The organism is Edaphobacter sp. FHG110511_03 (assembly GCF_059115365.1).
Genome location: NZ_JBZYWL010000005.1, coordinates 225,305 through 251,381, shown reverse-complemented (window position 1 = coordinate 251,381; position 26,077 = coordinate 225,305). Strand labels below are relative to the sequence as shown.

The following is a 26,077-nucleotide window of genomic DNA, read 5'->3' as shown; positions in this document are numbered from 1 at the left end:
CAGGGCCAGCACAATGAGTCATGGGCCAAGCTATTCTTGCCGCGATCCTATGGTGCACGGCAACTCTGCTGGTGGCGCAATCGACGAAACCGGTTCTTTTACAAGATAGTGACGGGGATGGTCTGAGCGACCATCTGGAGGATGAACTCCTGAAGCAATTCCAGCCAACCTGGATGATCGGCAAGGAAGATTGTTCAGTAAAACCTGCCAAGTTTGCCTCAGGAGTTTCCACGCCGACAGCTGTGGCGGATGATGGCACCATCTATGGCCAGGCCTTTCCTTACCGTGGTCATCGAGATGAGATTGAACTGCATTTTTACCATCTGTGGCGGCAGGATTGCGGGCAAATGGGGCATGCCCTGGATGCCGAGCACGTCGCGGTACTGGTGCGGAGCCAGAAGACCGAGGGAGACGCGAAACCAAAGTGGCGAGCCCTGTATTGGTATGCGGCGGCGCATGAGGATACGGTGTGCGATGCCAGTCAGATCACACGCTCCACTACCATCCATGCGGAAGACAGCGGGGCGACGGTATGGATCTCGCCCGGTAAGCATGCTTCCTTCTTGAACGAAGAACTCTGTGCGTACGGTTGCGGAGGCGACAAATGCACCGCGATGGACCGGATGAAGAATCGTGATGTCGTCAATATGGGTGAGCTGTCGCGGCCGGTTGATGGTGCGGTGTGGGTGGCTTCGTCGCAGTGGCCTCTGGCTGACAAGATGCGCCGCAGCGATTTTCCCGAGGCAAGACTTACAAGGCTGGAACGTCTCCCGGAGTCGGATGTGGCGTGGGCGAATCCGGCGAAACGACCGGCTCAGGCGGCAATCTATGGAGGCAATTCCGCTGTGAACGGCATCGCGGCAGGTGGCCGCAGCACGGACACGGCACTCGTGCTTGCGAACGGCAATACCGGAAGAGCCCTGGGTAAAGCGCAGCGCAATACAGGAAACGCACTAAGCAGGAGCTACAAAAATGTAGTGAAAGCAGTAGGTGGCGCTGCTACCAGCACGGGGAAGGCCCTCGGAGTAGAAGCGGAGAAGTCACATGCTGACAAGAGTACGGTCCCATGATTAGTGGCTAAAGTCACAATCTCATAGTTCTTCGGGATTCACAGGTTCGCGCTAATGAGATGGAGCCGGAGTATTACTCCGTATTTTCTCAATCCTTTTTCAACCTGCGCTAAACAGACGCGAGTTGGATCGCATCGCTTAAGGCTTAGGCCCGTTCTCCTGTGGAACCTGCTGGCCCTCGCCGTGGAAGGGCCATTGGCGGTCCAGCGGCCACTGTTGTGATTCCCGAGTGGCTTTTGGAACCTTGTTGATGGTTAGGTTTTCAAGAAAGTGAACGCCGCTCTTGCCCGCGACTGCGATGTCCATATCGCCATCACGATCGAGATCGGCAGTAAGGATCTGGGTGCCTACTCCAGCGCTGCCATTGGTGACGATGGGAATGCGGGCGAAGCTCGTTGTAGATTCGGCCTTCGATCCGCTCCCAGCACGAATGCGGTAGGCATAGATGACGATTGGATCGTAAGAGCCTGGATCATTACCGGAGTGTCCGCGATAACGCTTGCCGGTGATGAGATAGGTGGAACCATTGCCGTCGAGATCTGAGAGCAGAAGCGCGTGGGATTGCGAGAACGACTCGTCGATTGTGTGACGGGTCCATGTACGTTGCGCTGATGTCCCACCTTGCTCGAGCCAGTAGAGGCCGTAGCTGTGGCCCTGGCCGAAGATGATGTCCTGCTTGCCGTCGTGGTTGACGTCATAGCCCACGATGGGAAAGCCGGTATCTCCCAGATGCCAGTCCTGGTGCCATTGCCACTTGTCGTTGTTGGCGTCGATGTTCTGAAACCAGCCGTACGGCGTAAGTAGATCTGCTTTGCCATCGCCATCCATATCAGCGAGACCAATCCCGTGGCCGTCCTGCTCTTTGGTGCCCACGTGATGGACGCGGGGCTGAGGACCGGAGAAGTCCGTCCAGAGAATACCGGAATGGTTGTAGTGAGCCAGGGCAAGATCGGGTTTGCCATCGCCGTTGATGTCGGCAAAGGCCCCGCCTTCTGTGTCGAAGGAGTCGGAGATCAGATGTTTCTCCCACATTGCATCGGATGCGGCTGATTTGCCGGGATTCTGATACCACCACAGCCCGTTGGAGATCCAGCCGGTAGTAACGAGGTCGGGAAAACCATCGTGATTGACATCGACGATCCACTCACCGCAATCGGAGACGAACTCGTCGTGGAGGTCAACGGTGCGGAACTGATGACGCGCCCAATCTCCACCATGGGCACCAGGATTCTGATACCAGTAAGCCCCGCTGAGGATGTCGGTAAAACCGTCCCCATTCATGTCGAGCAGCGAGATGCCCTCGGCATGATCGGTGCCGAGGCGATGCACGAGGAAGGTTGGCTGTGAGAGACCATCGGGGCCGGGGCCAGGAGTCGGCTTGCGGAACTCAGTGGCGTGGGAAGGGTCTTGTGCGAAAATCGCCCCGGCAGTAAAGACTGCCAGGGCGGGGAGTTTGAGAAGAAAGTTCATAGCTGTCTATTGAGGAAGCGGTTTGAGATCGACGGTGCGACCGGTTTTGGCTGAGGTTCGGGCAGCGTCAAGAATTTGCATGACAACGAGATTGGTGTCGAGTGAGGAGAGGTCACCCTCGGGCTTAATCTTTCCGTGAAGCACGGCGGCGAGATAAGCAAGGGAGTCGTGCTGGTCGGCAGGCAAGGGCGGCGCGGCCTTTTGCGATTCGGTCTTCTCGCCCTGGTAACGGGTGCGAAGACCGTCGGGTCCGACAGTAATGACGTAGCCGGTAGCTCCGTAAACCTCCATATCTTTACGGGCGAAGGGCCAATTCCAGGAAGGCATCAGTACGGTCTGGGTGCCGGGATAGTGAAGGATGACGGTAGCATCGTCATCGACCTTGGGATAAATTCCGGGCTTGTCGGTCTGTACGGCAGCCGTAACAGATGCAGGAGCCTTGCCGTGCATCAGCACCGTCATCAAATCGGCTCCATAGCAGCCGAAGTCGAAGAGGGCACCGGCGCCGTTCTGTACCGGATCGGTAAGCCAGGGGAGCCACTCGGGACCAACGCCGATCTCTTTCGGGCCTTCGTGGCCGTCGTGAACGACGACCTTGCGGAGAGTGCCCAGCTTTCCGGATTCAGCTTCGTGAATTGCTTCGGTGTTGGAGGTGTACCAGGTGGTCTCGTAGTTAACCAGAACATTGACGTGATGCTCTCGCGCGGCGCGACGGATTGCCAGAGCGTCCTCCATGGTGGTCGAAAGAGGCTTTTCAACCATGGAGCTGATGTTGTGGCGTGCGGCCGCTTCAATGACGCGACGGTGATCCTGGATGGTGGTGTAGACAAGAACGGCATCGGGCTTTTTGGTGGTGAGGGTGCTCTCCAGATTGGTGGAGAAGAGGGATGGATCCAGGTGGTACTTGGTGGCATACTGCTTTGCCAGTTCGGTGTTGGGTTCCACGATGCCGACCAACTGAGCTGCAGGATTTTTGGGAAGTACAGAGAGAAACCCTTTGACGTGTCCGTGTACCAGCCCGACGATGACGACGCGAATCGGCTTTTCCGATGCAGTTTGTGCAGTTGCGGGAAAGGCCGTGGCGATGGCTGCGACTGCAACGAGAGTGTTTTTGAAGAAGGTGTGCTTCGACATTCGTTTCCTTTATTTTTGCGAATCAGGCGAGCTTCATGGTTTCGGGATTCCATTTGACCACGGCGCCGCGTTCATTGCTGAGATTGCTCAGCAACGCGGCTCCTGCGGCGCGGAAGCCGAAGGTGGCGTCTTCCACGGGTTGTTTGCGCGTGCGGACGGAGGAGAAGAAGTTGCGGAAGTGATCGACGCTGTCAGAGTAGCCCTTGGGAGCGGAGAACTTCTCGACAGCCGTGTAAGTGGAGCCTTCGGGAGCAGTTGTGGGGTACTTCTGATGATATTTCTCGAGGTACTCTTTCTGCATCGCGTTTGAGAAAGTGGAGACGGTATAGCCGGGTTCCTTCTCGCGCGGCACACGTGAGACGGTGACGGTCTGACCTGCGATCTCCATCGTTCCTTCCGAACCGGTGAAGAGGAATCCCTCGCTTTCTTCTCCTCCATTGACGAAGTTGACTCGAAGGCTGAGATTGAAGCCCTGAGGATAGTCAAAGAGCGCCAGAAGCACATCGGGAGCATTGCGCCCGTCTTTCCAGTAACGGATGCCTCCGGTGGCAATGGCGCGCGTGGGCCCCAGAGAGCCGGTGATGAAGTGCGTTCCGCTGAAGAGGTGGACGAAGAGGTCGCCTGCAACACCGGAGCCGTAGGCATTCCACTTGCGCCACTGGAAGAAGTGTTCGGGATTCCACGGGATCTTGGGCGCTGAGCCAAGAAAGCGCGGCCAGTCGCAGGTCTCGGTGCTGGCATCGAGGGGGATGGAGTAGTTCCAGGCTCCGATGGAGGAGTTACGATCCCAGCGGGCGGAGATCATGTTGAGTTCACCGATGGCTCCGGAGGCAAGAAGCTCCTTAGCCTTGGCGTAGATGACGGAGCTGACACGCTGGCTGCCGACCTGCAGGATGCGATTGGTGGATTTTGCAGTGGAGATGATCTCTGGGCCGTCGGGATAGACATGGATCATTGGCTTTTCGAGGTAGACGTCTTTGCCGGCTTTCATGGCGTCGACGGCTGCCTGCTTGTGCCAATGGTCGGGGGTGGCGATGAGGACGGCATCGACATCGGAGCGACTGAGGATCTCGCGATAGTCGCGAGTCGTGAAGAGATCGACATTATTGGCAGTACCTGTGCCCCAGAGCTCTTTGGAGTGCGTGAGCCGGCCGTCATAGCAGTCGGCGACGGCGACGAGCTTGACGCCGGGAACCTGGAGCGCGGCATGGGTGTCGCCCTGTCCCTGAATGCCGGCGCCGATGAGTGCGAGCTGAATGGCATCATTAGCAGATTTCGGTGCAGGGGCCTGCTCAGGTTCGGCGAGGACGTTGAGGCTGGTGGCTGCTGCTGCGAGGCTGCCGACTTTAAGGAAGGTTCTGCGGTTCAGGCTCATGCTAATGCGTCTCGTTTCAGCGAAGTAAAAACCGATTTAGCTTTCGAAGGGAAGGGTAGGGGATTTGCATGACGGTGTAAAGGCAAGTGCCTCTAAAAATCATATCGTACCGAGATTAAGGCATGGGTGATCCGACAACGGCAAAAGCTCTTCGATGCTCGCGCCGAGGTTAGGGTCGATGGAGAACTGGTGGCAGAGTCCGATGCCGTGCCCTATGCGGTGCCATCCGTGGGCTAGGGGCACAAATGCGTGTGAGAAGCTGGGTAGCCTCTCACACGATAGAAGCTACCTTCGATAGAAGCCCCGGTCATAACCCTGGAGGTAAGCGCTGCGAAAGGCATCGCGATACGCCCCATAGGGTCCGAGTCCGGGATCATATCCGGGAGTATCGTGAAAGGCTCTGTCGCGCCTGGGTTGATAGCCGAAGCCATGATAGGCATCTCGCACTCCAGCATCGGACCCAATGCGAAAGCCTTCGTGATTGGCGCGTTCAATGAGGGGAGGGACGCTGGCATAAGCCGGCGGAGGTGGAGGAGGCGGTGGTGCATAAGCGTAGTAATGATGGGAGGCGCAGCCGGCCGAAAGAAGCAGGGGCACGGCGAGGAAGAATGCGACGCGGGGAGATTTCATAGTTGCCCTCACAACACGCTTTCGCCATCCGTACTCTGCGAAGCGTTCAAGGAGGTAAACTCGCCCCGGATGAAAATGTTGTTATCAGATAAGGTTGCCTGCACTCAGCGAATTAGCATGGAAACGATAGAAGCGGACATGAGATTGGCCATGGTTCCAGCTAGCATGGCGCGAAGACCAAGCTGGGCAAGATCATTGCGGCGGTTGGGAACGAGCGCGCCGATGCCGCCAATCTGCATTCCGATAGAGCCGATGTTGGCGAAGCCACAAAGAGCGAAGGTAGCGATGGAGAAGGTTCGCGGCGTCAGCTGCGACTTCTGAAGGCCGAGTTGGGTGTAGGCGACGAACTCGTTGAGCACGGCGCGGGTGCCCAGCAGGTTGCCAATAGCAGGTGCCTCACGCCATGGGATACCGATGAGCCATGCAACGGGTGCGCCGATGACTCCGAGGACAGAATTGAGGGAGTGCGGGAAGGGGATATGGCCGTGCGCCCAGAGGAAGTTTGAGGTGCCAAGCATGATGGCGTTCAAAAGGCCGACGAGGGCGAGAAAGCTGATGAGCATAATGGCGACGTTGAAGGCGAGCTTGCCACCGTCGATGGTGCCGCGGGCGATGGCAGCGATGAAATTGTCATTGCGGTGTTCTTCATTCGGCGGCATCCGGACCGTTCCTGCGGTGGCAGGCTGCTCTGTCTCCGGAACCAGCATCTTTGCGACGAGGATCGTGCCGGGCGCGGTCATGATAACGGCCGAGAGCAGATCCTGGGCATTGATGCCGAAGCTGATATAGGCTGCCATGATTCCACCGGAGACGTGTGCCATGCCGGAGGTCATGATCGTCATCAACTCGGAGCGGGTGGCTCCACCGAGAAATGGCCGGATGGTGAGAGGAGCTTCGGTTTGGCCCATGAAGATGGAGGCTGCAACATTGGTGGATTCAGCGCCGCTGGTTCCCATGGTGCGCTGCATGACCCAGGCGACGAGGCGAATGACCTGTTGCATGAAACCGATGTGATAGAGGAGAGCAAAAAAGGCGGAGATGAAGATGATGGTGGGCAGCACGGCAAAGGCGAAGATGGCCAATGGATGACCCGGCGTCCCGAGAGGGCCGAAGACCATTGCAGAGCCGTCGACGGCATGGGAGAGAAGGGCAGTGACTGCATTGCTTCCAGCGTGAAGAAGCGTCTGACCGTAGGTCCACTTGATGACGAGGATGGCAAAAAGAACCTGCAGGCCGAGGCCCCAGGCGACGGTGCGCCAGCGAATGGCGCGACGGTTGGTGGAGAAGATGTAGGCGAGTCCGAGAAAGACGAGCAGTCCGAGAAGTCCGACGAATCGATGCAAAGAGTTGGCTCTCCTACACATGCGGCGATGAGTGTGTGGGATGAGTGTAACGGGTTGGGAAGGCCGAAAACCAGTGGTTTTCTAGAAGCGTCCTGAGGCCGCCCTGCTGCGAAACCGTCCGCTGGCGGTGAGGGATGGCACGCTGTCCAGTCGAATATGGCGCAGGGGAGTCCGTGCCTGTTTGAGCGAATACATGCGCAGATCGGCGATACGGAGCAGACGAGTGGCATCGTCGGCGTCGTCGGGGTAGAGCGCAATGCCGATGGAAGCCGAGACGCTTAGGCTGTGGCCGTCGAAGAGAAAGGGCAGCTCAGTTGCCTCGCGAATGATGTCACGAAGCTGTTCGATCGATCGGACGTGGATGGGATCGCAAGCCAGAAGGGTAAACTCGTCGCCTCCGAGCCGTGCAATGGAGGTAAAGCCCTTTGCCTGCTCGCGCAGATTGTTTGCGACATGACGAAGAAGTTGATCGCCCGCGTGATGCCCGTGGGTGTCGTTAACCTGCTTGAAGCCGTCAAGGTCAAGCATAAAGAGCGCAAGTGTTGAGTGGGCGCGCCGGCAGCGTTCCAGTGCTGTCGCGAGATGATCCTCGAAAGAGCGGCGATTGGACAGGCCTGTAAGCTCATCGTGCAGCGCAAGCCAGCGGTTGCAGGAGACTTGCTCTTCGAGCATGACGAGGATCATGCCGATGGAGATGAGCGATTTCTGCAGGTTCCAGATGTGAGAGGCAATATCCGCATAAGCGCGGTAGGTGACGATGAAGGGGTGAAGGAAGAAGAAGAATGCCCAGATAGAAAAGCCAGTAATAATCGCGAGCCGTCCCGTACTGGGCCGCGGCAGCTTGCGATAGAAATTGGCCGTGGCAACCGCGTAAACCACACCCAGGCTCCAATAAACCGCGTTACGATACCTGCCTTGCGAGGCCAGCAATCCCATCGTCAGCCAGCCTGAGGCGAACAGCAGAGCGATCAGGAGGCTGCGGCGCAGGTAGAGCGAAGAGGCAATACCGAGTACTAGGCCGAGGGTGATCCAGGGCAGGAAGGCCGTCTTTGAAAAGAGGTGCAGACCATAGGTTATGCAGAGAGCCAGGAGAGGAACGGAATTTATCAGAAGAAAGGAAAAGTTCCTGGTGTCGGTGGACTTGTAATCTCCGGAGGCCCAGACAAAGACAAGTCCGGCGAAAAGATAGCAGACGATCACAATCGTGTGGAGGAGCGTGCTGGGCAGTCCGGCCGGGGCATAGAAGATGTGAGCTGAGGACTCGATGAAAGTGAAAAAAAGCCCAAGAAGCCAGAGATTCGTTTGCCGTTGCTGATGATGGCGCCGAAGCAGCAGCAGGATGACGATAAGAATCGTCAAGGCGGAGAGATCGGGAAGAAAAGCGTAGTTCATCAGGTGTGCTTTCTGGCGCAGGCTTCTTTTTGCAAAGAGGGGCCCAGTGAGCCTGCTGATGGAAATTGCTTTCTTAGCACTGATTATCGAACAAATGCAACCTGAAGCGACGAAGAATTTGTCTTGATGGTGTAAAGAAACCTATTTAGCGCTTGATTCGCGCAGGGTTTCCGACAACTGTCGCTCCTGCAGGGACATCGCGGGTCACGACAGAACCCGCCCCGACGATCGCATCGTCGCCGATGGTAACTCCTGGAAGGATCACGGCGCCTCCTCCGATCCAGACGTTCGCGCCGATGCGAATAGGGCGCCCATTTTCAAGATTTGCCAGTCGAACTGCCGGGTCACGAGGATGGTCGGCAGCATAGATCTGGACGGCAGGCCCAATCTGGGTGCGGTCACCGATGGTGATAGAAGTAACGTCCAGAAGCACGCAGTTGAAGTTGAGGAAGACGCCCTTGCCGAGGTGGATGTTGTATCCATAATCGACGAAGAAGGGGGGACGTATGACGCAGCGGTCGCCGACCGAACCGAGGAGCTCCTTCAGCTGGATCAGGTGAGTGACGGGATGGTGTGGCGTTGAGTTGTACTTATGCAGAAGCGCAGCGGTGTGAAGGCGGTCCGCAACAAGGATAGGGTCTTCGGCGTTGTACAACTCGCCCGCGATCATCTTTTCTTTTTCGGATTTGCCGAAGGACTGCAAAGCGGGCTCTCTCTTTCTGAATAGTAACCGCTTCGGTTGTCCGGAAAGATGCTGGCGGGGTTCAGATGGTCTCCGGCCTCATTGTGCCCGGACGATTTCGCGAATCAGGGGGCTGGGCTGAATGGGAGACCGTGAGATTTTCAATGTTTCGCGAAGCATCTGTTCTGGCTGTTCGAGCAGCGCTTCGTCCTCGCTGAAGAGGGTGAAGATGGGCTGGCCACGTTCGATACGGTCGCCAAGTTTTGCGTGGCATTCGATTCCTGCATGCGCGCTGACCGGATCGCCGGGTTCGGCTCTGCCTGCTCCCAACCGCTGCACCGCCCAACCCACTTGCTTGCAATCCATTGAAGCGAGATAGCCTTCTTCCTCGGCTTTCAATACGCGCGTAGCGCTTGGCTTATGGTACGCAGCAGGATCCTCGAAGACTGAGAGGTCTCCGCCTTGCGCCTCAATGATCTTCAACCAGGCCCTATAAGCATCCCCGGATTTGAGGATTTGATCGGCTAGCTCTGCTCCCTCAGCGGGCGTAGGGGCGCGTCCTGCGAGATGAAGCATCCACCCGGAGAGAGTGTTGGAGAGTTGAATCAGGTCGGTAGACATAGGATGGCGTTCGCCGCGCAGGATGTCCACGCACTCCCAAACCTCGACCCAGTTTCCGGAGAAGCGTCCGAGAGGCTCATCCATCGTTGTGAGAAGGGCAACGGTACGGGTTCCTGAGGACTCGCCAGTTTGAACCATGAGTTCAGCCAGATACTTTGATTTTTCATAGCTGGGCATAAAGGCGCCACAGCCGACCTTGACGTCGAGTACAAGCGCATTGAGGGATTCCGCCAGTTTTTTGCTCATGATGCTGGCCGTGATCAGGAAAGGAGATTCGACGGTGCCCGTATGATCGCGCAGAGCGTAGAGGATTCGGTCGGCGGGAACGATGCGTGGAGTCTGCCCGATGAGCGCGGCGCCACATTGCTTCAACGTATCGGCGAGTTCCTGCAGGTTGAGTTGCGTGTTAAAACCGGGGATCGTCTCGAGCTTATCCAGCGTGCCTCCGGTGTGGCCGAGGGAACGGCCGCTGATCATGGGGACGCAGATGCCAGGAGTCCCTGACTTGGAGGGATGAGCAAGGCCCGCAGCGGCGAGGATCGGAGCAATCAGCAGAGAGGTTTTGTCGCCAACGCCGCCGGTGGAGTGCTTGTCGATCGTAAATGTATTCAGGGGAGCGGCATCGAACGTATCGCCGGAGAAGCGCATGGCCGAAGTGAGGGTAGCGAGTTCACGAGCGTCCAGGCCGCGCAGGAAGACAGCCATCAAGAAAGCGGCGATCTGGGCGTCCGTGACGAGGTGCTTCTCAGCTGTACGCTCGACGATGGCGTGGATAAAGGCCTGAATCTCCTCGTCGCTGAGGGACAGGCCGTCGCGCTTGTGGAGGATGATGTCGATGGGATGGATATGGCTCATAAATAAGTAGGTTACCGGCTGAAGTTTTAGTACTCGTTGAGGAGAAAAGCGTGGGGCAACAGATCGGCAATGATGGATCGGGTGAGGGAACCGTCGGCTGCAGGAAAGAAGACTTCTGTATTAACCGAACTGAATTCATGAATACTCTGGCGGCAGCCTCCGCAGGGCTGGCTGGCGGTCCCGTTGAGATTCGCGATTACGATGGCGCGAATGCGGATGGTTGGCCCGTGCAGTGCGACAGCGGAGGCGATGGCTGCCTGCTCAGCGCAGGTGGTTAGCCGGTAAGAGGCGTTCTCGACGTTGCATCCGGTCACGATCCCGCCGTCCTCGAGCAGTACAGCAGCGCCGACCCGGAAGCGGCTGTAAGGAGCATAGGCGTTCTCTGCAATGGCGCGTGCGAGACGATAGAGTTCTTCGATCTGTGTGGGGTTGATGCCGGCCGTTGCTTCATTTTGAGACATGGGGTGAGGCTACCGGGTGCTGTTGTTGCTGACAAGTCACCCAGGGCTAATGCTTTGTCCGTGACTCCCGATAAGAGAGATGTGGACGACCTGACCCAAGAATTTATCGCAGAAAGCCAGGATGGTCTGGACCGCATGGAGCGGTGCCTGACCGAGCTCGAAACCCGGCCGCAAGATAGCCAGCTATTGGTAGCGGAGATCTTCCGGGCTGTGCACACCATCAAGGGGACGACCGGATTTTTGGGATTCAACCGGCTGGAGAAGCTGGCCCATGCTGGCGAACACCTGCTGGGCTCGTTGCGTGAGGGACGGCTTGCGGTCACGGAAGAACTGATCAGCGGACTGTTGCGGCTTCTCGATGGCCTGCGCGCGATTCTCATCCTGATCGAAGAGACCGGCGGCGAGGGCACCCGTGCAAGTGATGAAGACAGCGAATTGATTGCGGAGCTGGCCGAACTGAATGGCGAAGCTCCTCAGACTCCATCGAGCGAGAAATCTAGGCCCGTCGTCTCGATCAAGGCAAAGGAAGAGATCGCACAGCCCGCACCCACAGAGGCCACGTCCACCGTAAACTCGGCACAGGGCTCTGGCTCCGCAAGCGGCGACAAGACGCTACGGATCGATGTCGAGGTTCTGAACCGGATGATGAACCTCGTAGGCGAGTTGGTTCTGACCCGCAACCAGATGCTGCAGAGCGGCGTGGAGGCAACGAACTTCCCGGAATTGGCTCGACGCCTGGATAGTGTGACAGCCGATCTGCGCGAGACGGTGATGCAGGCGCGCATGCAGCCGGTGGGAAATCTCTTCGGCAAGTTCCCAAGGATGGTTCGCGATCTCGCGAGGACCTGCGGTCGCGACGTAAGGATCGAGTTCTCCGGCCAGGAGACGGGACTGGATAAGAGTCTGCTGGAGGCCATCAAAGATCCTCTTACCCATGCGGTTCGCAACGCTGTGGACCATGGCATCGAGTCTCCCGCAGACCGCGTGCTTGCAGGCAAGCCCGCCGAAGGATGTCTTCGCCTCAGGGCGTTTCATCAGAGCGGATCGGTCGTGATCGAAGTCGCCGATGACGGCGCGGGCATCGCGTTGGAGCGGGTTCTGGCCAAGGCGATCGAACGCGGCTTAGTAACGCCTGAGCAGGCCAAGGAGATGACGGAGCGCGAGGCGCTGCAGCTGATCTTCCTGCCGGGCTTCTCAACCGCGGCCGCGGTAACGACCGTATCGGGTCGCGGCGTCGGCATGGATGTAGTGCGCGCAAATGTGGAGAAGGTAGGCGGAAGTGTCGAGCTGGAGTCGAAGGTGGGGTTAGGCACTACGCTGCGCCTGCGTGTCCCGCTGACGTTGGCCATCGTTCCCGCGCTTGTGGTGCGCAGCGGAGGCCAGAGCTTTGCTCTCCCGCAGACTGCGCTCGTAGAGCTGGTTTATATTCCGGCCCGGGATGCGGCGCAGGTTGTCGAGCGCGTAGGGGCTTCGGAGGTCTATCGCCTGCGCGAACGGCTGTTGCCGATGATCTGGCTCGATCGCCTGCTCGGACTCAAGAGCAAGGCGGAGTCGCATGGGTTTTACATGGCAGTGCTGGAGGCAGAGGGATGCCGGTACGGCCTGGTGGTGGACGACCTGTTGGCCCCGGAAGAGATCGTGGTGAAGCCTCTGTCGGCCGTGTTGCGCGAGATCGGATTATTCTCAGGCGCGACTGTATTGGGCAACGGCACTCTGGCGCTGATTCTGGACATCGCAGCAACGGCGGCCCGCGCTGGTGTAAAGCCTGTGATGGACGAACAGGAGGAGCAGGCTGTCGAAGTCAGACAGGACGAGGCGTCATTCCTGGTCTTCGAGGATCGCGCACGCGAGAGAACGGCACTGCCGCTGGGGGTCGTGGAGCGCATCGAAAGTGTTCCCTTTAGCCGCATCGAGTATGCGAATGGACGTGCGCTGCTGCAGTATCGCGGTGAACTGCTGCAGCTGCGGGATGACGGTCGCGTGTTGGATGAGTTCGAGACGCTGCAGGATGAGGAGGCCTCGGCAACCATACTGATCTGCGGGGATCCGCAGACGACCTCTTCGAGGATGGGAATCGTCGTGCGCAAGGTGCTCGATGTCTCGGATGGAACGTTGCTTGAGAAGGAAGCGGCGAACGGAGAGATGGACCTCGCTCTGGTGAAGGAGCGGTTGACGACAATCTTCCGCGGCTTTGGCGCAACGGCAGGGAAGAGATGGAGGGAGGTCGCATGAAGATCGTCGGACAGGATGCCGAGCAGATACAGGAAGAAGCGGAGAGTGCGTCCTTGTGCTCGATGTTTGCCGGAGAGGAGAGCTTCGGCATCGATACGGCCAAGATTCGCGAAGTTCTGGGACGGCGCGAACTGGAGCGGGTTCCGATGGCTCCGGCCTTCGTGGCGGGAGTCGTTCCGTACCGCGGTGACGTTCTAACTACAGTAAGTTTTCGCGCGCTGCTGGGACTGCCGGAGAACACCGAAGCAGGCTGTGTCCTCGTGCTGGACGATGACGGGGGCCACGAGCGATTTGGCCTGGTGGTCGATGCGGTCGGAGGCGTGGTGACGGTGCAGCGCAAGATGTTGGAAGCGAATCCCTGCACGCTGGATGCGAAGTGCAAGTGGCTCTTTGACGGAGCCTACAAGATGGAAAGCGGTTTGATGGTACAGCTGGACCCGCAGAAGCTGAGACCCTCGAGGCTGGCTGAGACGGGAATGTTCCGACAGGGAGGCACGGGAGAGAGCCTATGAAGGCGTTGATCGTGGATGATTCGAGCTTTATTCGGGAGTATCTTCGCCACCTGCTCGATCGAATGGGTGTGGTCTGCGCGGAGGCAGTGGACGGAAGCGATGCGCTCGCGGTGCTGGAGGCGCAGGCAGACTTCGACCTGATGCTGTTGGATCTTAATATGCCGGTGATGAATGGACTCGAATGCGTGAAGGCTCTCCGTAAGGCAAAGCTGCATCCCGCGATGAAGGTAATGATGGTCACGACCGAAGCGGACAACTCCTTTATCTTAAAGGCGCTGGATAACGGCGCCGACGAGTTTCTGATGAAGCCGTTTACTCCCGAAAGTCTGCGCGAAAAGATGATGCTTCTGGGATTTGCCGCATAAGCACACCGAATAGCAGGAACGACCGAGACGCTTGTTACGGAAGAAGAGGACACAGGAACATGAGCATCTTTGCGACGCGGCCCCTCCGCGTCCTTGCGGCCGACGACTCTGCGGTAATGCGTGGGATCATGCGGACGCTGTTTCAGCGTCACGCGGAAGACAACCGCAGCGATCTACCGAGGATGGAACTGGTCGGTGTGTCTCGTGATGGAGTGGAGTGCCTGCAGGAGGTAACTAGACTCGCTCCGGACGTGCTGGTGCTTGACCTTGAGATGCCGCGGATGAACGGCCTGGATGTTCTGGACCGTCTTCGTCATACGAAGCCGAAGCTGCCTGTGATCATGTGCAGCTCGCATACGGAACAGGGTGCCCGGGCAACGCTCGATGCCTTGGCGCGTGGCGCGGCGGACTACGTGATGAAGCCGGCCGGGCAGCGGAATCTTGAGAGCGCGCTTGCTTCGCTTGCGGCGCAACTGCTGCCGAGGATTGCGGCCTTCGCGGTCGAGCGAAGCAGACTCGAGGTTTCTACATCGCGTTCATCTGCTGTCGGGCCTCAGGGATTGCCGACAGGGCCAAAGGAACAAGCCGGGGCGGCAGTTGCGCCGATCGAGGTTGTGGTGATTGGAGTTTCGACCGGTGGGCCGACTGCGCTGGAACATCTCCTGCCGGGGCTTGCGGCCGATCTACCCGTTCCGGTGTTAATTGTGCAGCATATGCCCAAAGTCTTTACCAACGTGCTGGCGGAACGCCTTGACCGCTGTTGCCCTCTTCGGGTTGCAGAGGCTTATCACGGAGCACCCTTGCAACCCGGAGCCGTGTGGTTAGCTCCAGGCGACGCGCACATGGAGATCTCTTCTCCTCCGGCGAGACAGGACAAGGGAGGGTCCGGTGCGCAGATTAAGCTGCATTATCAGGAGCCCCTGAATCATTGTCGGCCTTCGGTCGATTATCTGTTTTTCTCTGCCGCGCGTATGTACGGAGCCGGAACGCTGGCACTGATTTTGACCGGCATGGGCTCTGACGGTCTCGACGGAGCTCGTGCGGTGCACGATCGAGGCGGCATCGTACTTGCGCAGGACGAAACGACATCGGTCGTTTGGGGAATGCCAGGACGAGTTGCGGAGTCGGGCATCGCCACCGCTGTACTTCCACTGGATGTAATGGCGCGTGAAATCAACTTGAAAATAAGCGCGGGACGACCACGGAGGTTGGATGCGGCGACGCAGCCGGCTCCGGTACCCGGCACGCGACAAGGAGAGATGGCGCATGGCCTGTACTGACTCCGATTACGCCTACCTGCGCGAGGTAGTACAGGCGCAGTCTGCTAATCTGATCGACCCCTCGCGCAATGCGCTCTTCGATGTCAAGCTAGCCCCGATTGCGAAGATGGCCGGAGTCGCGAGCCTCAAAGACTTCGTACGCTTGCTGAGGATCGATCGTCCCATTCATTTGCATCGCGCCGTGGCTGAGGCTATGACAGTGAACGAGACCAGTTTCTTTCGTGATGTAAAGACCTTCGATCTGCTACGCAACACCATCCTGCCGGAGTTGGTGGATTGCAGGAGAACGAAGCGAAAGCTGCGGATATGGAGCGCAGCCAGCTCGACCGGACAGGAAGCCTACAGCCTCGCAATGCTGCTGCTGGAGCATCTACCGGAGACGGCGTACTGGGACGTCAAGATCCTGGGGACCGATATCTCTCATAGGGTTGTCGAATATGCGCAGACGGGCCGATATCGGAGGCTTGAGGTGAATCGTGGCCTTCCTGCGCGGATGCTTCTCAAGTACATGACACGCGATGAAGAAGAGTGGGAGGTCAGCCCGCGTCTGCGAGCCATCTGTGAGTTTCAGCAGATCAATCTCTGTTCTCCGCTTCCCCCGCTCCCCGTCTTCGATCTCGTCCTGTTGCGAAATGTGCTCCTCTACTTCTCTCAGCGAGACCGGAGCCATGTCTTTGCGTCGATGCACTCCCATATGGCGGACGATAGCTTCCTGTTGCTGGGAAATGCTGAGCAGGCGGAAGAGTCGACCCATCTGTTTGAAGCGGAATTCGCCGCCGAGTCATTTTTTTATCGGCCACTGGTACAAGTCTGAAAGGCATCTTGTAACGAAGGAGTCCTGCGTTGCATCGTATGGGGTGGCGGCAGGTATGCTGCTCACGAGTATCCTGACAGCCCATGCCGCGTGGAACGACCAACTCGAAGAAGTCTGACTCAGGGAAGACATCAGGGCGAAAGCCTTCGATCGATGCTCTGGAATTGTTTCATCCGGTGACGGCGCAGTGGTTTCGTGAGGCTCTCGGAGAACCGACAGCACCACAGTTGGAGGGGTGGCCCGCGATTGCACGCGGAGAATCGACCCTGATCCTTGCCCCAACCGGAACCGGAAAGACTCTCACCGCGTTTTTATGGTGCCTGGACAAGCTGATGTTCCACACTTCCGTGGACGACGTTCGCGGCTCAAGAGTCATTTACATCTCCCCCCTTAAGGCCCTGGCTGTGGATGTGGAACGTAACCTGCAACGTCCGCTTGAGGGAATCGCGCAGTTGGCAAAACAGCAGAACGTGAGCGTACACGTGCCGGAGATCAGCGTGAGAACCGGCGATACGCCGCAGCGCGACCGGGCGCGGTTCCGACGGCATCCGGGTGAGATCGTCATTACTACACCCGAGAGCCTGTACCTCATGCTGACCTCGGGGGCGGGTGAGGCTCTTCGAAGCGTTGAGACGGTCATCATCGACGAGATCCATGCCCTGGTCCCAACCAAACGCGGAGCGCACCTGGCTGTTTCGCTCGAGCGATTGGAAGCGTTGTGCGGTAGAAATCTCCAGCGAATTGGACTCTCCGCAACCCAGAGACCCCTGGAAGAGGTAGCACGCTTTCTAGGCGGAGCGAATTCGCAGATCCCTACAGCACCGCAAGAGCCAGACGAGCCCACAGACAATGGGACGATTCGTGTACTAGCCGATGTGGCCCAAGAAGATTACGCATCCGCTCCTCGGTTTCGACCTGTGACCGTCGTTAACGCTGGAGCCCGGAAGGCGCTCGATCTCCGCGTGGAGATTCCGGTGGAAGATATGGCGCGGCTCGAAACTGGTCGCGATCTTGCCGCGCCGAGTCGAAAACGCGGATCGAAACCGGAGGTCCTGAAGCGAACTTCACTCTGGCAATCGATCTATCCCTCAGTGCTTGAGATCGTCCGCGCGCATCGTTCAACGCTGATCTTCGTGAATGCGCGGCGCATCGCAGAAAGAATGGCGAGCGCGTTGAACGATCTTGCCGGAGAGCCTCTGGCCCGCGCGCATCACGGTTCCCTGGCGGCTGCGCAGCGCAGCGAGATAGAAACGCTGCTGAAAGCAGGAGAGATTCGTGCGCTGGTCGCGACCTCTTCGCTCGAACTCGGAATCGATATGGGAGCAATCGAGCAGGTAATTCAGATTGAATCTCCTCCGTCCGTCGCCAGTGGTATGCAGCGAATAGGACGCGCCGGGCATCAGGTCGGAGCGCCATCGAGCGGCGTAATCTTCCCCAAGTTCCGCGCCGACCTGATCGCCTGTGCAGCGGTTACGAGGGCAATGCACGAAGGACAGGTGGAGTCGACACGATTTCTCCGTAACCCGCTGGACGTGCTGGCTCAGCAGATCGTGGCGGTGGTGGCGCATCCTCCCATGACTCCAGATGAGATGGAACGCTCGACACGATGGGCAGCAGAGGAGGAAGGGCCAGGCATCGGATACGATGCGCTGTTTGCTCTTATGAGAATGTCCGCGTCATTTGCCGGTCTTAGTCGTAATGGCTTCAATGGCGTACTCGACATGCTTGCGGGCAGGTATCCTTCCGACGAGTTTGCCGAGCTTCGCCCTCGCATCACCTGGGATCGCACCAAGAACTGGATTACCCCACGCACCGGCGTCAAACGGATTGCGATTCTGAATGCGGGGACCATTCCTGACCGAGGACTCTACGGTGTCTTTCTTGCCGGCGAACGCGACAAGCCGGTTCGCGTAGGTGAGTTGGATGAAGAGATGGTTTTCGAGAGCAGACCGGGCGAGGTCTTCGTGTTGGGAGCCTCAGCCTGGAGGATCGAGGAGATCCTCCAGGATAGAGTCCTCGTAACGCCCGCTCCGGGCGAGCCCGGAAAGACGCCCTTCTGGCACGGAGACAGGCCAGGAAGGCCGCTCGAGTTTGGCAAAAGAATCGGAGCCCTGGTGCGGGAGATCCGCGAGATGCCGCGGCCTGCGGCAGTCGCAAGGCTGGTGGAGGCTCACGATCTCGATCCCGCCGCGGCAGAGAATGTGCTGCGATATCTCTCCGATCAGGAACTTGCTACAACGCTTGTTCCGGATGACCGTACCATCCTGATCGAGCGGGTACGCGATGAGCTGGGCTTCTGGCGGGTGTGTCTGCTAACACCCTTCGGAAGTCGCGTGCATGCTCCCTGGGCGATGGCGGCCACTGCAAAGGTACGATCCCTCGGTGGTCCTGATGTAGAAACAATGTGGAGCGAGGATGGCTTTGTGCTTCGTTTCCCCGAAACCGACGATCCTCCTTCCGTCGAGCCGTTCCTGTTGGCTCCGGAAGAGGCTGTCTCGCTCGTCATCGAAAATCTTGGATCGACAGCGATGTTCGCTGCAAAGTTCCGCGAGAGCGCATCGCGGGCTCTCCTGTTGCCTCGCCGACGCGCCGACGGCAGAACGCCTCTATGGCAACAGAGAAAACGCGCTTACGATCTGCTGCGCGTGGCCAGCCGTTACACAGAGTTTCCGATGATCCTCGAGGCCTATCGGGAGTGCTTGCGTGATGTCTTCGATATGCCCGCTCTGACAGAGACATTGCGAAGCATAGCGAACAGCGGGCTCAAGGTTCATGTGGTCGACTCGCGCACGCCCAGTCCATTCGCTTCAACTCTGCTGTTTAGTTATGTCGCGAACTATATCTATGATGGCGACGCCCCGCTGGCCGAGCGAAGAGTACAGACTTTATCCATCGATCTGGAACAGCTCCGCGATCTGATGGGAGACGCAGACCTGCGCGAGCTGCTGGATGCAGACGCGATCAAGGAAACCGAGGCACAGCTGCAATCGCTGGCCGACAGCTTCAAGGCCCGGACGATGGATGGTGTGCACGACCTCCTGTTGCGTCTCGGTGATCTCTCGCGCGAAGAGCTCACGCTTCGATGCGCAAACGAACAGGTCGCATCGACGATTACAGCCCTGCTGCAGGCGAAGCGGGCCGTTGAGGTGAAGATCGTCGGGCAGCGAAGACTGATCGCAGTTGAGGATGCCGCTCGCTACAGAGATGCTCTCCAAGTGGAGATTTCCGCAGATCTTCCCGCTGTTTTTCTTGAGCCGCGAAAAGATGCGCTCGTCGACCTCATCCGGCGCTATGGGCGTACTCACGGTCCTTTCACTGCCGCAGAGGCTGTGTCGCGATTCGGAATCGAGGTGCGGCGCGCCGAGACTGTGCTCGAGAGTCTGGTGCAAATCGGCCGCTTTGTCGAAGGCGGATTCCGCCCCGAGGGAGTGCATCGCGAGTGGTGTGACGACGAGGTGTTGCGCACGATTCGGCGCAAGAGCCTGGCGCGGCTGCGTAAGGAGATCGAACCTGTTGAGCAGACCGTCCTGGTGCGAATGCAAAGCCGATGGCAGGGAGTGGCTCAACCCAGAAAGGGTCTGGATGCACTGTTGGATGCTATCGAAAATCTTGCGGGAGCGCCGTTGCCGGCCTCGATCCTGGAGACAGAGATTCTTCCTGCGCGAATCGCCGGTTACAAGCCTAGCGATCTGGATACGCTGATCGCCGCCGGTGAGGTGGTTTGGGTGGGACTGGAGCCGTTAGGTGATCGCGATGGAAGGATCGGGCTCTTTCTTGCTGAAAGACTGGAGGAGTTGTGGCCCATAGTAAACGGCAAAGATATCGCAAACGAACGGGAAGAAGCCATCGTCTCCTACCTTCGAATGCGGGGAGCCTCCTTCTTTCAGGACCTGCACGAAGGCATCGGCGGAGGATATCCGGGAGAGACCCTGGATGCTTTGTGGAGTCTCGTCTGGAAGGGCATGGTGACTAACGATGGCATGGCCGCGCTCCGCGCATACTGCCGTCCGCAGACGACCTCGCGCAAACCCACACGGCGCGTGCATCTGCAAGGAACGCAGGGAACAGCCTTCCGTTCACGGCGAACCACTCCTCCTGCCGCACAAGGGCGATGGGCGTTGCAAGTGGCGGCATTCGCTGAAGGTCGGTCGGCTACCGAGTGGAGCCACGCCATCGCGCAACAGTTGCTATCGCGCTATGGTGTCATCTTTCGCGAGACCGCCCACGCGGAGAATCTTCCGGGAGGATTTTCTGCTGTCTATGACGTGCTGAAGGCAATGGAGGAGAGCGGAAGACTCCGCCGAGGATACTTCGTCGCGGATCTCGGAGCGACACAATTCGCACTGCCCGCCGCTGTAGAAATGCTGCGCTCGCTTCGCATGCGTCAGAACGACGGAAAAGTGGAGATCGTCGAGTTGGCCGCGACCGATCCCGCCAATCCTTACGGAGCACTGTTACGCTGGCCCGCGGCTGAGGCCGGTGGGCTGCTCTCGCGAAGCGTCGGCGCCAGGGTGATCCTCGCTGATGGTGCGCTGACCGCATACCTGCGTCGTGGAAACCCTAACCTGCAGGTATTTTTGCCAGAGGATGAGCCGCAACGTTCACGAATCTCGCAGGCGCTTGCAGAATCGTTGGTGCGAAGGGTGGAGGAACGGGCCGAGGAGGGTGATCCTCGAGCCGGAATGTTGATCGAAACCATCAATGGCGTGGCTGCTTCAGAACATCAGCTCGCAGGTTTCCTGGGTGAGGCAGGATTTTCAACGGGAGCCACAGGGCTCTATGTCAGAAAGAAGGCATAAAGAACATCAGGCCCACAAAGATTGTGGGCCTTGATTTTTATTGAGGCGGCTGGGCTGGCTGCGGTTGCTTATTGTCTTTCTCTCCACCGCCGCCAAAGATTTTCTGGAAGATATTCTTCTTCTTCTTTTGCGGCTCTGGCTGTGTGACCGGTTGCGAAGAAGCACCGTTCACAGGGCTGCCTGGCGCGGGATTCGACGGCGATACCGCGCCCCCTGGCGAATTTGCCGCAGGCGGTGCATAGGGCGTCACCCCGCTCGGGTGCCCCCCTAATCCAAAGATCTTTTGGAAGAAGCTTTGGGGGTTGTCGTTCATCTGCGAGCAGCTTCCCGTGGGAACCGTGCCGTCGAGGAACGCTACATTCCACGGATGTGCAGCGCAGGATGGGTCGGCGAGCAGACCCGTATCACGATCGATGCTGGCCACGGTGATGCCCTCGGGTGGCGAAAACGACTTCACATCGGAGTACTGCGGTAGCTTGATTGCCCGCTTCATGAACTCGGCCCAGATTGGCGCTGCGGCGTAAGCGCCTTGGAGCTGGACGGGTAATGTGGTGTAGTCGTCATTGCCGACCCAGACGATACAGATAAGATTGGATGTGTATCCGGCGAACCAGGCGTCATGGCTGGTCCCGGTCTTTCCCGCAGCCGGAGCACTGAATCCACGACCCCGGACACCCGCGGCGGTTCCATAGTTCATGACGTCTTCCAACAGCGATTGCGTAAGGTAGGCAGCGCGAGGATCCATCACCTGCTTTGCTTCGGGAGAATAATCCGAGACGATATCTCCATTGGCGTTACGGACAGAGGCGAGCATCCAGGGAGTAAGGTGAACTCCGCCATTGGCGAAGACGGTGTACGCTCCGGCCATGTCAACCGGGGTTGCACTGTAGGTGCCAATGGCGACGGATGGAGTCCCGCGAGCGCTGGTGATGCCTGAGGCGCGTGCCAGGGCGGCTACGTTGCCGAAACCAACCATCTGCGCAAGCTGGATGGTTGCGGCGTTGAGCGAGTGGGCGAGAGCGTAGGCCGCGATTACGTTCCCCCTGTAGCCGCTGATGAGGTTTCGCGGAGTATAGGTTCCCCCAGCGCCGTCGGAGTAGTCTGCGGCTTCATCGTTCAGATGCGTAGCCGCGGTGAAGACACCGGATTCGCCCAGCGAAGTTCCATTCAGGCTGCTGTTATACGCCGTAGCATAGACGAAGGGCTTGAAGATGGACCCGGTAGGGCGTTTGGCAACGGCGTGATCAAGCTGTGAGGCGGAGTAGTTACGCCCGCCCACCAGGGCAAGAATCTGACCCGTATGGGGATTCAGCGCAACCAGTGCTACCTGCGGGTGAGTATAGGGGGTCGCGCTCTTCGCATGCAGCTTGCGGAGGATCTCATCGACGTTCTTCATGCCGATATCGACCGCCTCTGAGGCCGCGCTCTGAAGGTCAGGATCCAATGAGGTATAGATGCGAAGGCTCTGGTGCGCCAGGTCCTGGTCGCTGATGCGCTGCACCAGCTGATCATGAACCAGATCAACAAAGTAAGGTGCTTCGCTGGCATCGACATCGGCATCGGAGAGACGCAGTGGCTCAGCCTTGGCGCGGGTAGCAGCGCTCGCGGAGATTGCGCCGGTCTCTACCATCGAATCCAGCACAACGTTGCGGCGGGCGATAGCCCGCTCCGGGTGGCGATAGGGATTCAGACGGCTTGGACTCTGATACATGCCAGCTAACAGAGCGCACTCAGCGGTATCCAGCTGTTTCAGGTTCTTGCCAAAGAAGGCTTGAGACGCCTCGCCCAGTCCGTTGATGTCGTAGCTTCCGCGGTGCCCCAGGTTCATCTGGTTGGCGTACATCTCGAAGATCTGCTGCTTCGAGAAGCGCGACTCAAGTTGGAAGGTGATTAGAATCTCGATAAATTTGCGCTTGAACCGCTTCTCCGGCGAAAGGAAAAAGCCCCTCGCCAGCTGCATCGTAATCGTCGATCCGCCGCAGCGTTTGCGTCCGCTGGTCAGGTCCTGAATGCCGCACTTCACGATTCGCAAGAAGTTCACACCGCTGTGCTCGAAGAAGTTGCGGTCTTCGATCGAGGTAATGGCGCGCACCATCTCCGGCGGAATGTCCTTGTACGTGACCATGCGGCGCTTGGTGCGGCTGTTCTCTTCCGAAAGCGCTGTAATCAGTTGCGGTTCCAACTCGTAAGAACTCAGTGCGGCGCCATTCTCCGCCGTGATCTTCTGGACCACGCCGTCAGGGGCAGAGATTGTGGCGCCGTCCGTGGTGTGGTAGCTCTCAGGACCAGGCTTGATGAAGATGCTGTCGTCGTTGAGCTGGAAGGTTCCAAGCTGCGGGTTATTGTTGTAGCCTGCCCGGCGCAGGTCTGCCCCGATCTGCGATGCCGAAAGTTTCTGCCCGTTGCGGATCTCGCGCGGGGCGGCATAGATCTGCGAGACACTCGCGAACATGGGGCCCTTGGCCAGCCGATCGTTCACAACGTGTTCGTATTTGAAGTAGTAAAAGCCGAGAACTGCAAGAAATACAGCCAGGCAGCCGAGGATCGCCACGAGACCGTACCGCACAAAGCGGTTGTCCAGATGGAGCCGATCGACGATGCTTGCTTGCTTGCCGTTCGATTTATTGCTGCCGTATTTGAGTTTGACTGGCAAAGTGCTCTTTTCTTAAGACGCTTTGACGGCAGAAGCAGGGAGCAAGGGTTGCAAAACGGATGTTATCTGATCGGCTACCGTGGAGGCGACCTGCTCAAGTGCAACCTCTTGCACATGCCGGTTCAACCTGTCGACGAACTCGACCTTTCCTTCCGCGACTCCGCGCCCGATATTAATCCGATACGGAATGCCGATAAGATCGGCATCCTTGAACTTCACTCCCGCGCGCTCGTCGCGGTCGTCCACCAGAACGTCGACGCCGGCGCTGGTAAGTTCGGCGGCGATCTTTTCCCCGGCTGCCTGTAGCGCGGGATCGGCCGTATTGGTAATCGTCACAACCACCTGGAACGGTGCAATTGCGGGATGCAGCGCAAACGCAGCGCCGTCGTTGGCTGCAGCAGAGCTCTCGATAGCCGCGGTAAGAATGCGCTCGATGCCGATGCCGTAGCTTCCCATGATCAGCGTAACTTCTTTGCCATCGCGGTTGAGGACGGAAGCGCCCATGGACTTCGAATACTTGTAGCCGAGCTTGAAGATGTGGCCGATCTCCACAGCTTTGCCGATCCGCAGTGGCGAACCGTCGATCGGGCAGCCCTCACCCTCGGAGACGTTGCGCACATCTGCCACCAGTGTCGACTTGAGGTCGCGCGTTGGAGTCACATTGCGAAGGTGATACTCCTCCTTGTTCGCTCCGGCGATCAGGTTCGTCCGACCCTCCAGAGCCTTGTCGAGAATCACCAGCGTTCCCGGTTTCTTCGGATGCGGAGCAGCTTCTACCCCAATAGGGCCAAGATAGCCGGCGGGAGCCTTGAAGACCTCGACAATCTCTTCCGGGGTCATAGGCCGTAGCTCGCCGCCAGTGATGCCGGAGAGCTTCGCCTCATTCAGGCTGTGATCGCCGCGAAGGAATACTACGACCGGCCGCAGAGCGCCCAGTTTGGCATGATCGGCCTCAGGTAGAGCGGCCATATAAGCCATCGTCTTCATTTGATGCTGCGGCTGAACCTTAAGGAATGATCCGACCTCTTCAATCGTCCGTTGGTCCGGCGTATGCACCAGCTCCGGCTGTCCATCGCCTGTCGGGGCGAGATCCTGCACCGGCTCCAGGCGGCTGGTCGCCTTCTCGATGTTTGCTGCGTACCCTGAAGCTGAGCTGGCGATCAGGTCTTCGCCTGCGTCGGTGTAAACCATGAACTCCTGCGAGGCTGTACCCCCCATCGCTCCAGAGTCCGCTTCGGCGGAGACGAACTCTAGCCCGCAGCGGTTGAAGATGGCGCGGTACGCCTTGTCATGCTTGTTGAAGCTCTCGTCCAGTCCGGCCTCGTCGATATCGAAGGAGTAGGCATCCTTCATGATGAACTGGCGCACTCGAAGCAGGCCTGCCTTGGGACGCGGTTCGTCGCGAAACTTGGTCTGAATCTGATACCAGATCTGCGGGAGCTGCTTATAGCTGCGCAGCTCATTTCGCGCAATTGAGGTCATTACCTCTTCGTGCGTCATGCCCAGGCACAAATCGGCTCCCTTGCGGTCCTTCAGGCGGAACATGTTGTCCCCCATCACCGTCCACCGTCCCGACTCCTCCCAGATCTCACGTGGATTCAACGCGGGCAGCAGAAATTCCTGGCCGATCCGGTCCATCTCCTCGCGCACGATCCCAATGATCTTGTTGATCGACCGGTTGCCCAGGAAAAGGTAGCTGTAAATCCCGGCGCCGAGCTGGCGAATGTAGCCGGAGCGGAGAAGCAGCTTGTGACTGGCGACCTCAGCGTCTGCGGGGGCTTCACGAAGGGTGGGGATAAAGACTTGTGACCAGCGGTGCATGCGTTCTGAATGACCTTCCCATCAGGACGTCGCTCCCGATGTGTTTCCTGTATTTTACCGTCCACAGGCGGTAAACGCAGAAAGCTGGTGATTTGCAGGACTTGAACCAGTGGAGAGCCGATAGCGGCATTTCCGGAGATGTCCGTTGCGATGAATAATGCAGTCCTCCGGTACATCGACGATTTCGACAAACTCCGCTCCGGCCAGCTCCAGGGTTCGCCGCGAGGCCAGGTTTTCCGGATCGCATGTGATCCAGAGCGGGTTGAGCCCTGCCTTATGAGCAAAAGGAAGCACCAGGCGAACCGCTCGTGCGGCGTAATGATGGCCCCGATGTTCGGGTAGAACTCCATAGCCAATGTGCCCGGCGTAGCGTTCGAGATGAGGTGTGGACCCGAGACTAAGGCGAAGGTTGCCCAGTACCTCGCGAGTCTCGCTGTGGACCATGTGGAACTGGTACGTTGGCACTCTATGTGCAGCATGCAGCTCGAACCTGAGCAATTCAAGCGTGAGCTCTTCATCTCGCTGAAGCTCTGGAACAACAGGCATCGGCAATAAGTTCGACTCACAC

19 protein-coding genes are annotated in these 26,077 nt (G+C 58.5%); 7 read left to right on the top strand and 12 right to left on the bottom strand.

Annotated elements, in window-relative coordinates; all coding sequences use genetic code 11:
• The first annotated feature begins 20 nt into the window (after window positions 1-20).
• Window positions 21-1,070, top strand: coding sequence for a hypothetical protein (locus AC5S26_RS20830; RefSeq protein WP_494186862.1), 1,050 nt, complete (start codon window positions 21-23; stop codon window positions 1,068-1,070).
• A 138-nt stretch (window positions 1,071-1,208) separates the two neighbouring features.
• Here the strand turns inward: AC5S26_RS20830 and AC5S26_RS20825 are convergent, their stop codons facing one another.
• From AC5S26_RS20825 to cdd, 9 genes are all read right to left on the bottom strand, one after another.
• A complete protein-coding gene (locus AC5S26_RS20825; protein ID WP_494186861.1) occupies window positions 1,209-2,540 on the bottom strand; it encodes an FG-GAP repeat domain-containing protein in 1,332 nt (443 codons plus the stop codon).
• Window positions 2,541-2,546: 6 nt separating this feature from the next.
• Window positions 2,547-3,674: a Gfo/Idh/MocA family protein gene (locus AC5S26_RS20820; protein WP_494186860.1), complete on the bottom strand. Its 1,128-nt coding sequence runs from the start codon at window positions 3,672-3,674 to the stop codon at window positions 2,547-2,549.
• Between the two features lie 22 nt (window positions 3,675-3,696).
• On the bottom strand, window positions 3,697-5,049 hold the full coding sequence (locus AC5S26_RS20815) for a Gfo/Idh/MocA family protein (protein WP_494186859.1): 1,353 nt from the start codon (window positions 5,047-5,049) through the stop codon (window positions 3,697-3,699).
• 285 nt (window positions 5,050-5,334) lie between these two features.
• Window positions 5,335-5,679 carry a hypothetical protein gene (locus AC5S26_RS20810; RefSeq protein WP_494186858.1) on the bottom strand — a complete coding sequence of 115 codons (345 nt, stop codon included), beginning with the start codon at window positions 5,677-5,679 and terminating at the stop codon, window positions 5,335-5,337.
• Window positions 5,680-5,783: 104 nt separating this feature from the next.
• On the bottom strand, window positions 5,784-7,022 hold the full coding sequence (locus AC5S26_RS20805; RefSeq protein WP_494186857.1) for a NupC/NupG family nucleoside CNT transporter: 1,239 nt from the start codon (window positions 7,020-7,022) through the stop codon (window positions 5,784-5,786).
• An 81-nt stretch (window positions 7,023-7,103) separates the two neighbouring features.
• A complete protein-coding gene (locus AC5S26_RS20800; RefSeq protein ID WP_494186856.1) occupies window positions 7,104-8,414 on the bottom strand; it encodes a diguanylate cyclase domain-containing protein in 1,311 nt (436 codons plus the stop codon).
• Between the two features lie 145 nt (window positions 8,415-8,559).
• On the bottom strand, window positions 8,560-9,117 hold the full coding sequence (locus AC5S26_RS20795) for a sugar O-acetyltransferase (protein WP_494186855.1): 558 nt from the start codon (window positions 9,115-9,117) through the stop codon (window positions 8,560-8,562).
• A 78-nt stretch (window positions 9,118-9,195) separates the two neighbouring features.
• Window positions 9,196-10,572, bottom strand: a complete 1,377-nt coding sequence (locus tag AC5S26_RS20790; RefSeq protein ID WP_494186854.1) for a thymidine phosphorylase — start codon at window positions 10,570-10,572, stop codon at window positions 9,196-9,198.
• Window positions 10,573-10,598: 26 nt separating this feature from the next.
• Window positions 10,599-11,033: a cytidine deaminase gene (cdd, locus tag AC5S26_RS20785; RefSeq protein WP_494186853.1), complete on the bottom strand. Its 435-nt coding sequence runs from the start codon at window positions 11,031-11,033 to the stop codon at window positions 10,599-10,601.
• An 81-nt stretch (window positions 11,034-11,114) separates the two neighbouring features.
• On the opposite strand from cdd, the gene AC5S26_RS20780 reads away from it, so the two are divergent.
• The 6 genes from AC5S26_RS20780 to AC5S26_RS20755 all read left to right on the top strand — a co-directional run bounded on the left by AC5S26_RS20780 (window position 11,115) and on the right by AC5S26_RS20755 (window position 21,035).
• Window positions 11,115-13,265, top strand: coding sequence for a chemotaxis protein CheA (locus AC5S26_RS20780; RefSeq protein ID WP_494186852.1), 2,151 nt, complete (start codon window positions 11,115-11,117; stop codon window positions 13,263-13,265).
• Window positions 13,262-13,777 carry a chemotaxis protein CheW gene (locus AC5S26_RS20775; RefSeq protein ID WP_494186851.1) on the top strand — a complete coding sequence of 172 codons (516 nt, stop codon included), beginning with the start codon at window positions 13,262-13,264 and terminating at the stop codon, window positions 13,775-13,777. Before AC5S26_RS20780 ends, AC5S26_RS20775 begins: the two co-directional genes overlap by 4 nt.
• Window positions 13,774-14,142, top strand: coding sequence for a response regulator (locus tag AC5S26_RS20770; RefSeq protein WP_494186850.1), 369 nt, complete (start codon window positions 13,774-13,776; stop codon window positions 14,140-14,142). Before AC5S26_RS20775 ends, AC5S26_RS20770 begins: the two co-directional genes overlap by 4 nt.
• 59 nt (window positions 14,143-14,201) lie before the next feature.
• Complete coding sequence (gene cheB / locus AC5S26_RS20765; protein WP_494186849.1) at window positions 14,202-15,422, top strand: chemotaxis-specific protein-glutamate methyltransferase CheB; 1,221 nt, start codon at window positions 14,202-14,204, stop codon at window positions 15,420-15,422.
• Complete coding sequence (locus AC5S26_RS20760; protein WP_494186848.1) at window positions 15,409-16,236, top strand: CheR family methyltransferase; 828 nt, start codon at window positions 15,409-15,411, stop codon at window positions 16,234-16,236. The genes cheB and AC5S26_RS20760 overlap by 14 nt, the downstream gene beginning before the upstream one ends.
• Before the next feature lie 83 nt (window positions 16,237-16,319).
• On the top strand, window positions 16,320-21,035 hold the full coding sequence (locus AC5S26_RS20755) for a DNA glycosylase AlkZ-like family protein (protein WP_494186847.1): 4,716 nt from the start codon (window positions 16,320-16,322) through the stop codon (window positions 21,033-21,035).
• A 37-nt stretch (window positions 21,036-21,072) separates the two neighbouring features.
• On the opposite strand, the gene AC5S26_RS20750 is transcribed toward AC5S26_RS20755, so the two are convergent.
• Genes AC5S26_RS20750 through AC5S26_RS20740 form a run of 3 tightly spaced genes read right to left on the bottom strand, consistent with a single transcriptional unit; the run spans window position 21,073 to window position 26,055 of the window.
• Entirely contained in the window at window positions 21,073-23,688 is a 2,616-nt protein-coding gene (locus tag AC5S26_RS20750; RefSeq protein ID WP_494186846.1) for a transglycosylase domain-containing protein, read from the bottom strand.
• Window positions 23,689-23,700: 12 nt separating this feature from the next.
• Window positions 23,701-25,509: a proline--tRNA ligase gene (locus tag AC5S26_RS20745; RefSeq protein ID WP_494186845.1), complete on the bottom strand. Its 1,809-nt coding sequence runs from the start codon at window positions 25,507-25,509 to the stop codon at window positions 23,701-23,703.
• 54 nt (window positions 25,510-25,563) lie between these two features.
• Window positions 25,564-26,055 carry a GNAT family N-acetyltransferase gene (locus AC5S26_RS20740; RefSeq protein ID WP_494186844.1) on the bottom strand — a complete coding sequence of 164 codons (492 nt, stop codon included), beginning with the start codon at window positions 26,053-26,055 and terminating at the stop codon, window positions 25,564-25,566.
• Window positions 26,056-26,077 lie beyond the last annotated feature (22 nt).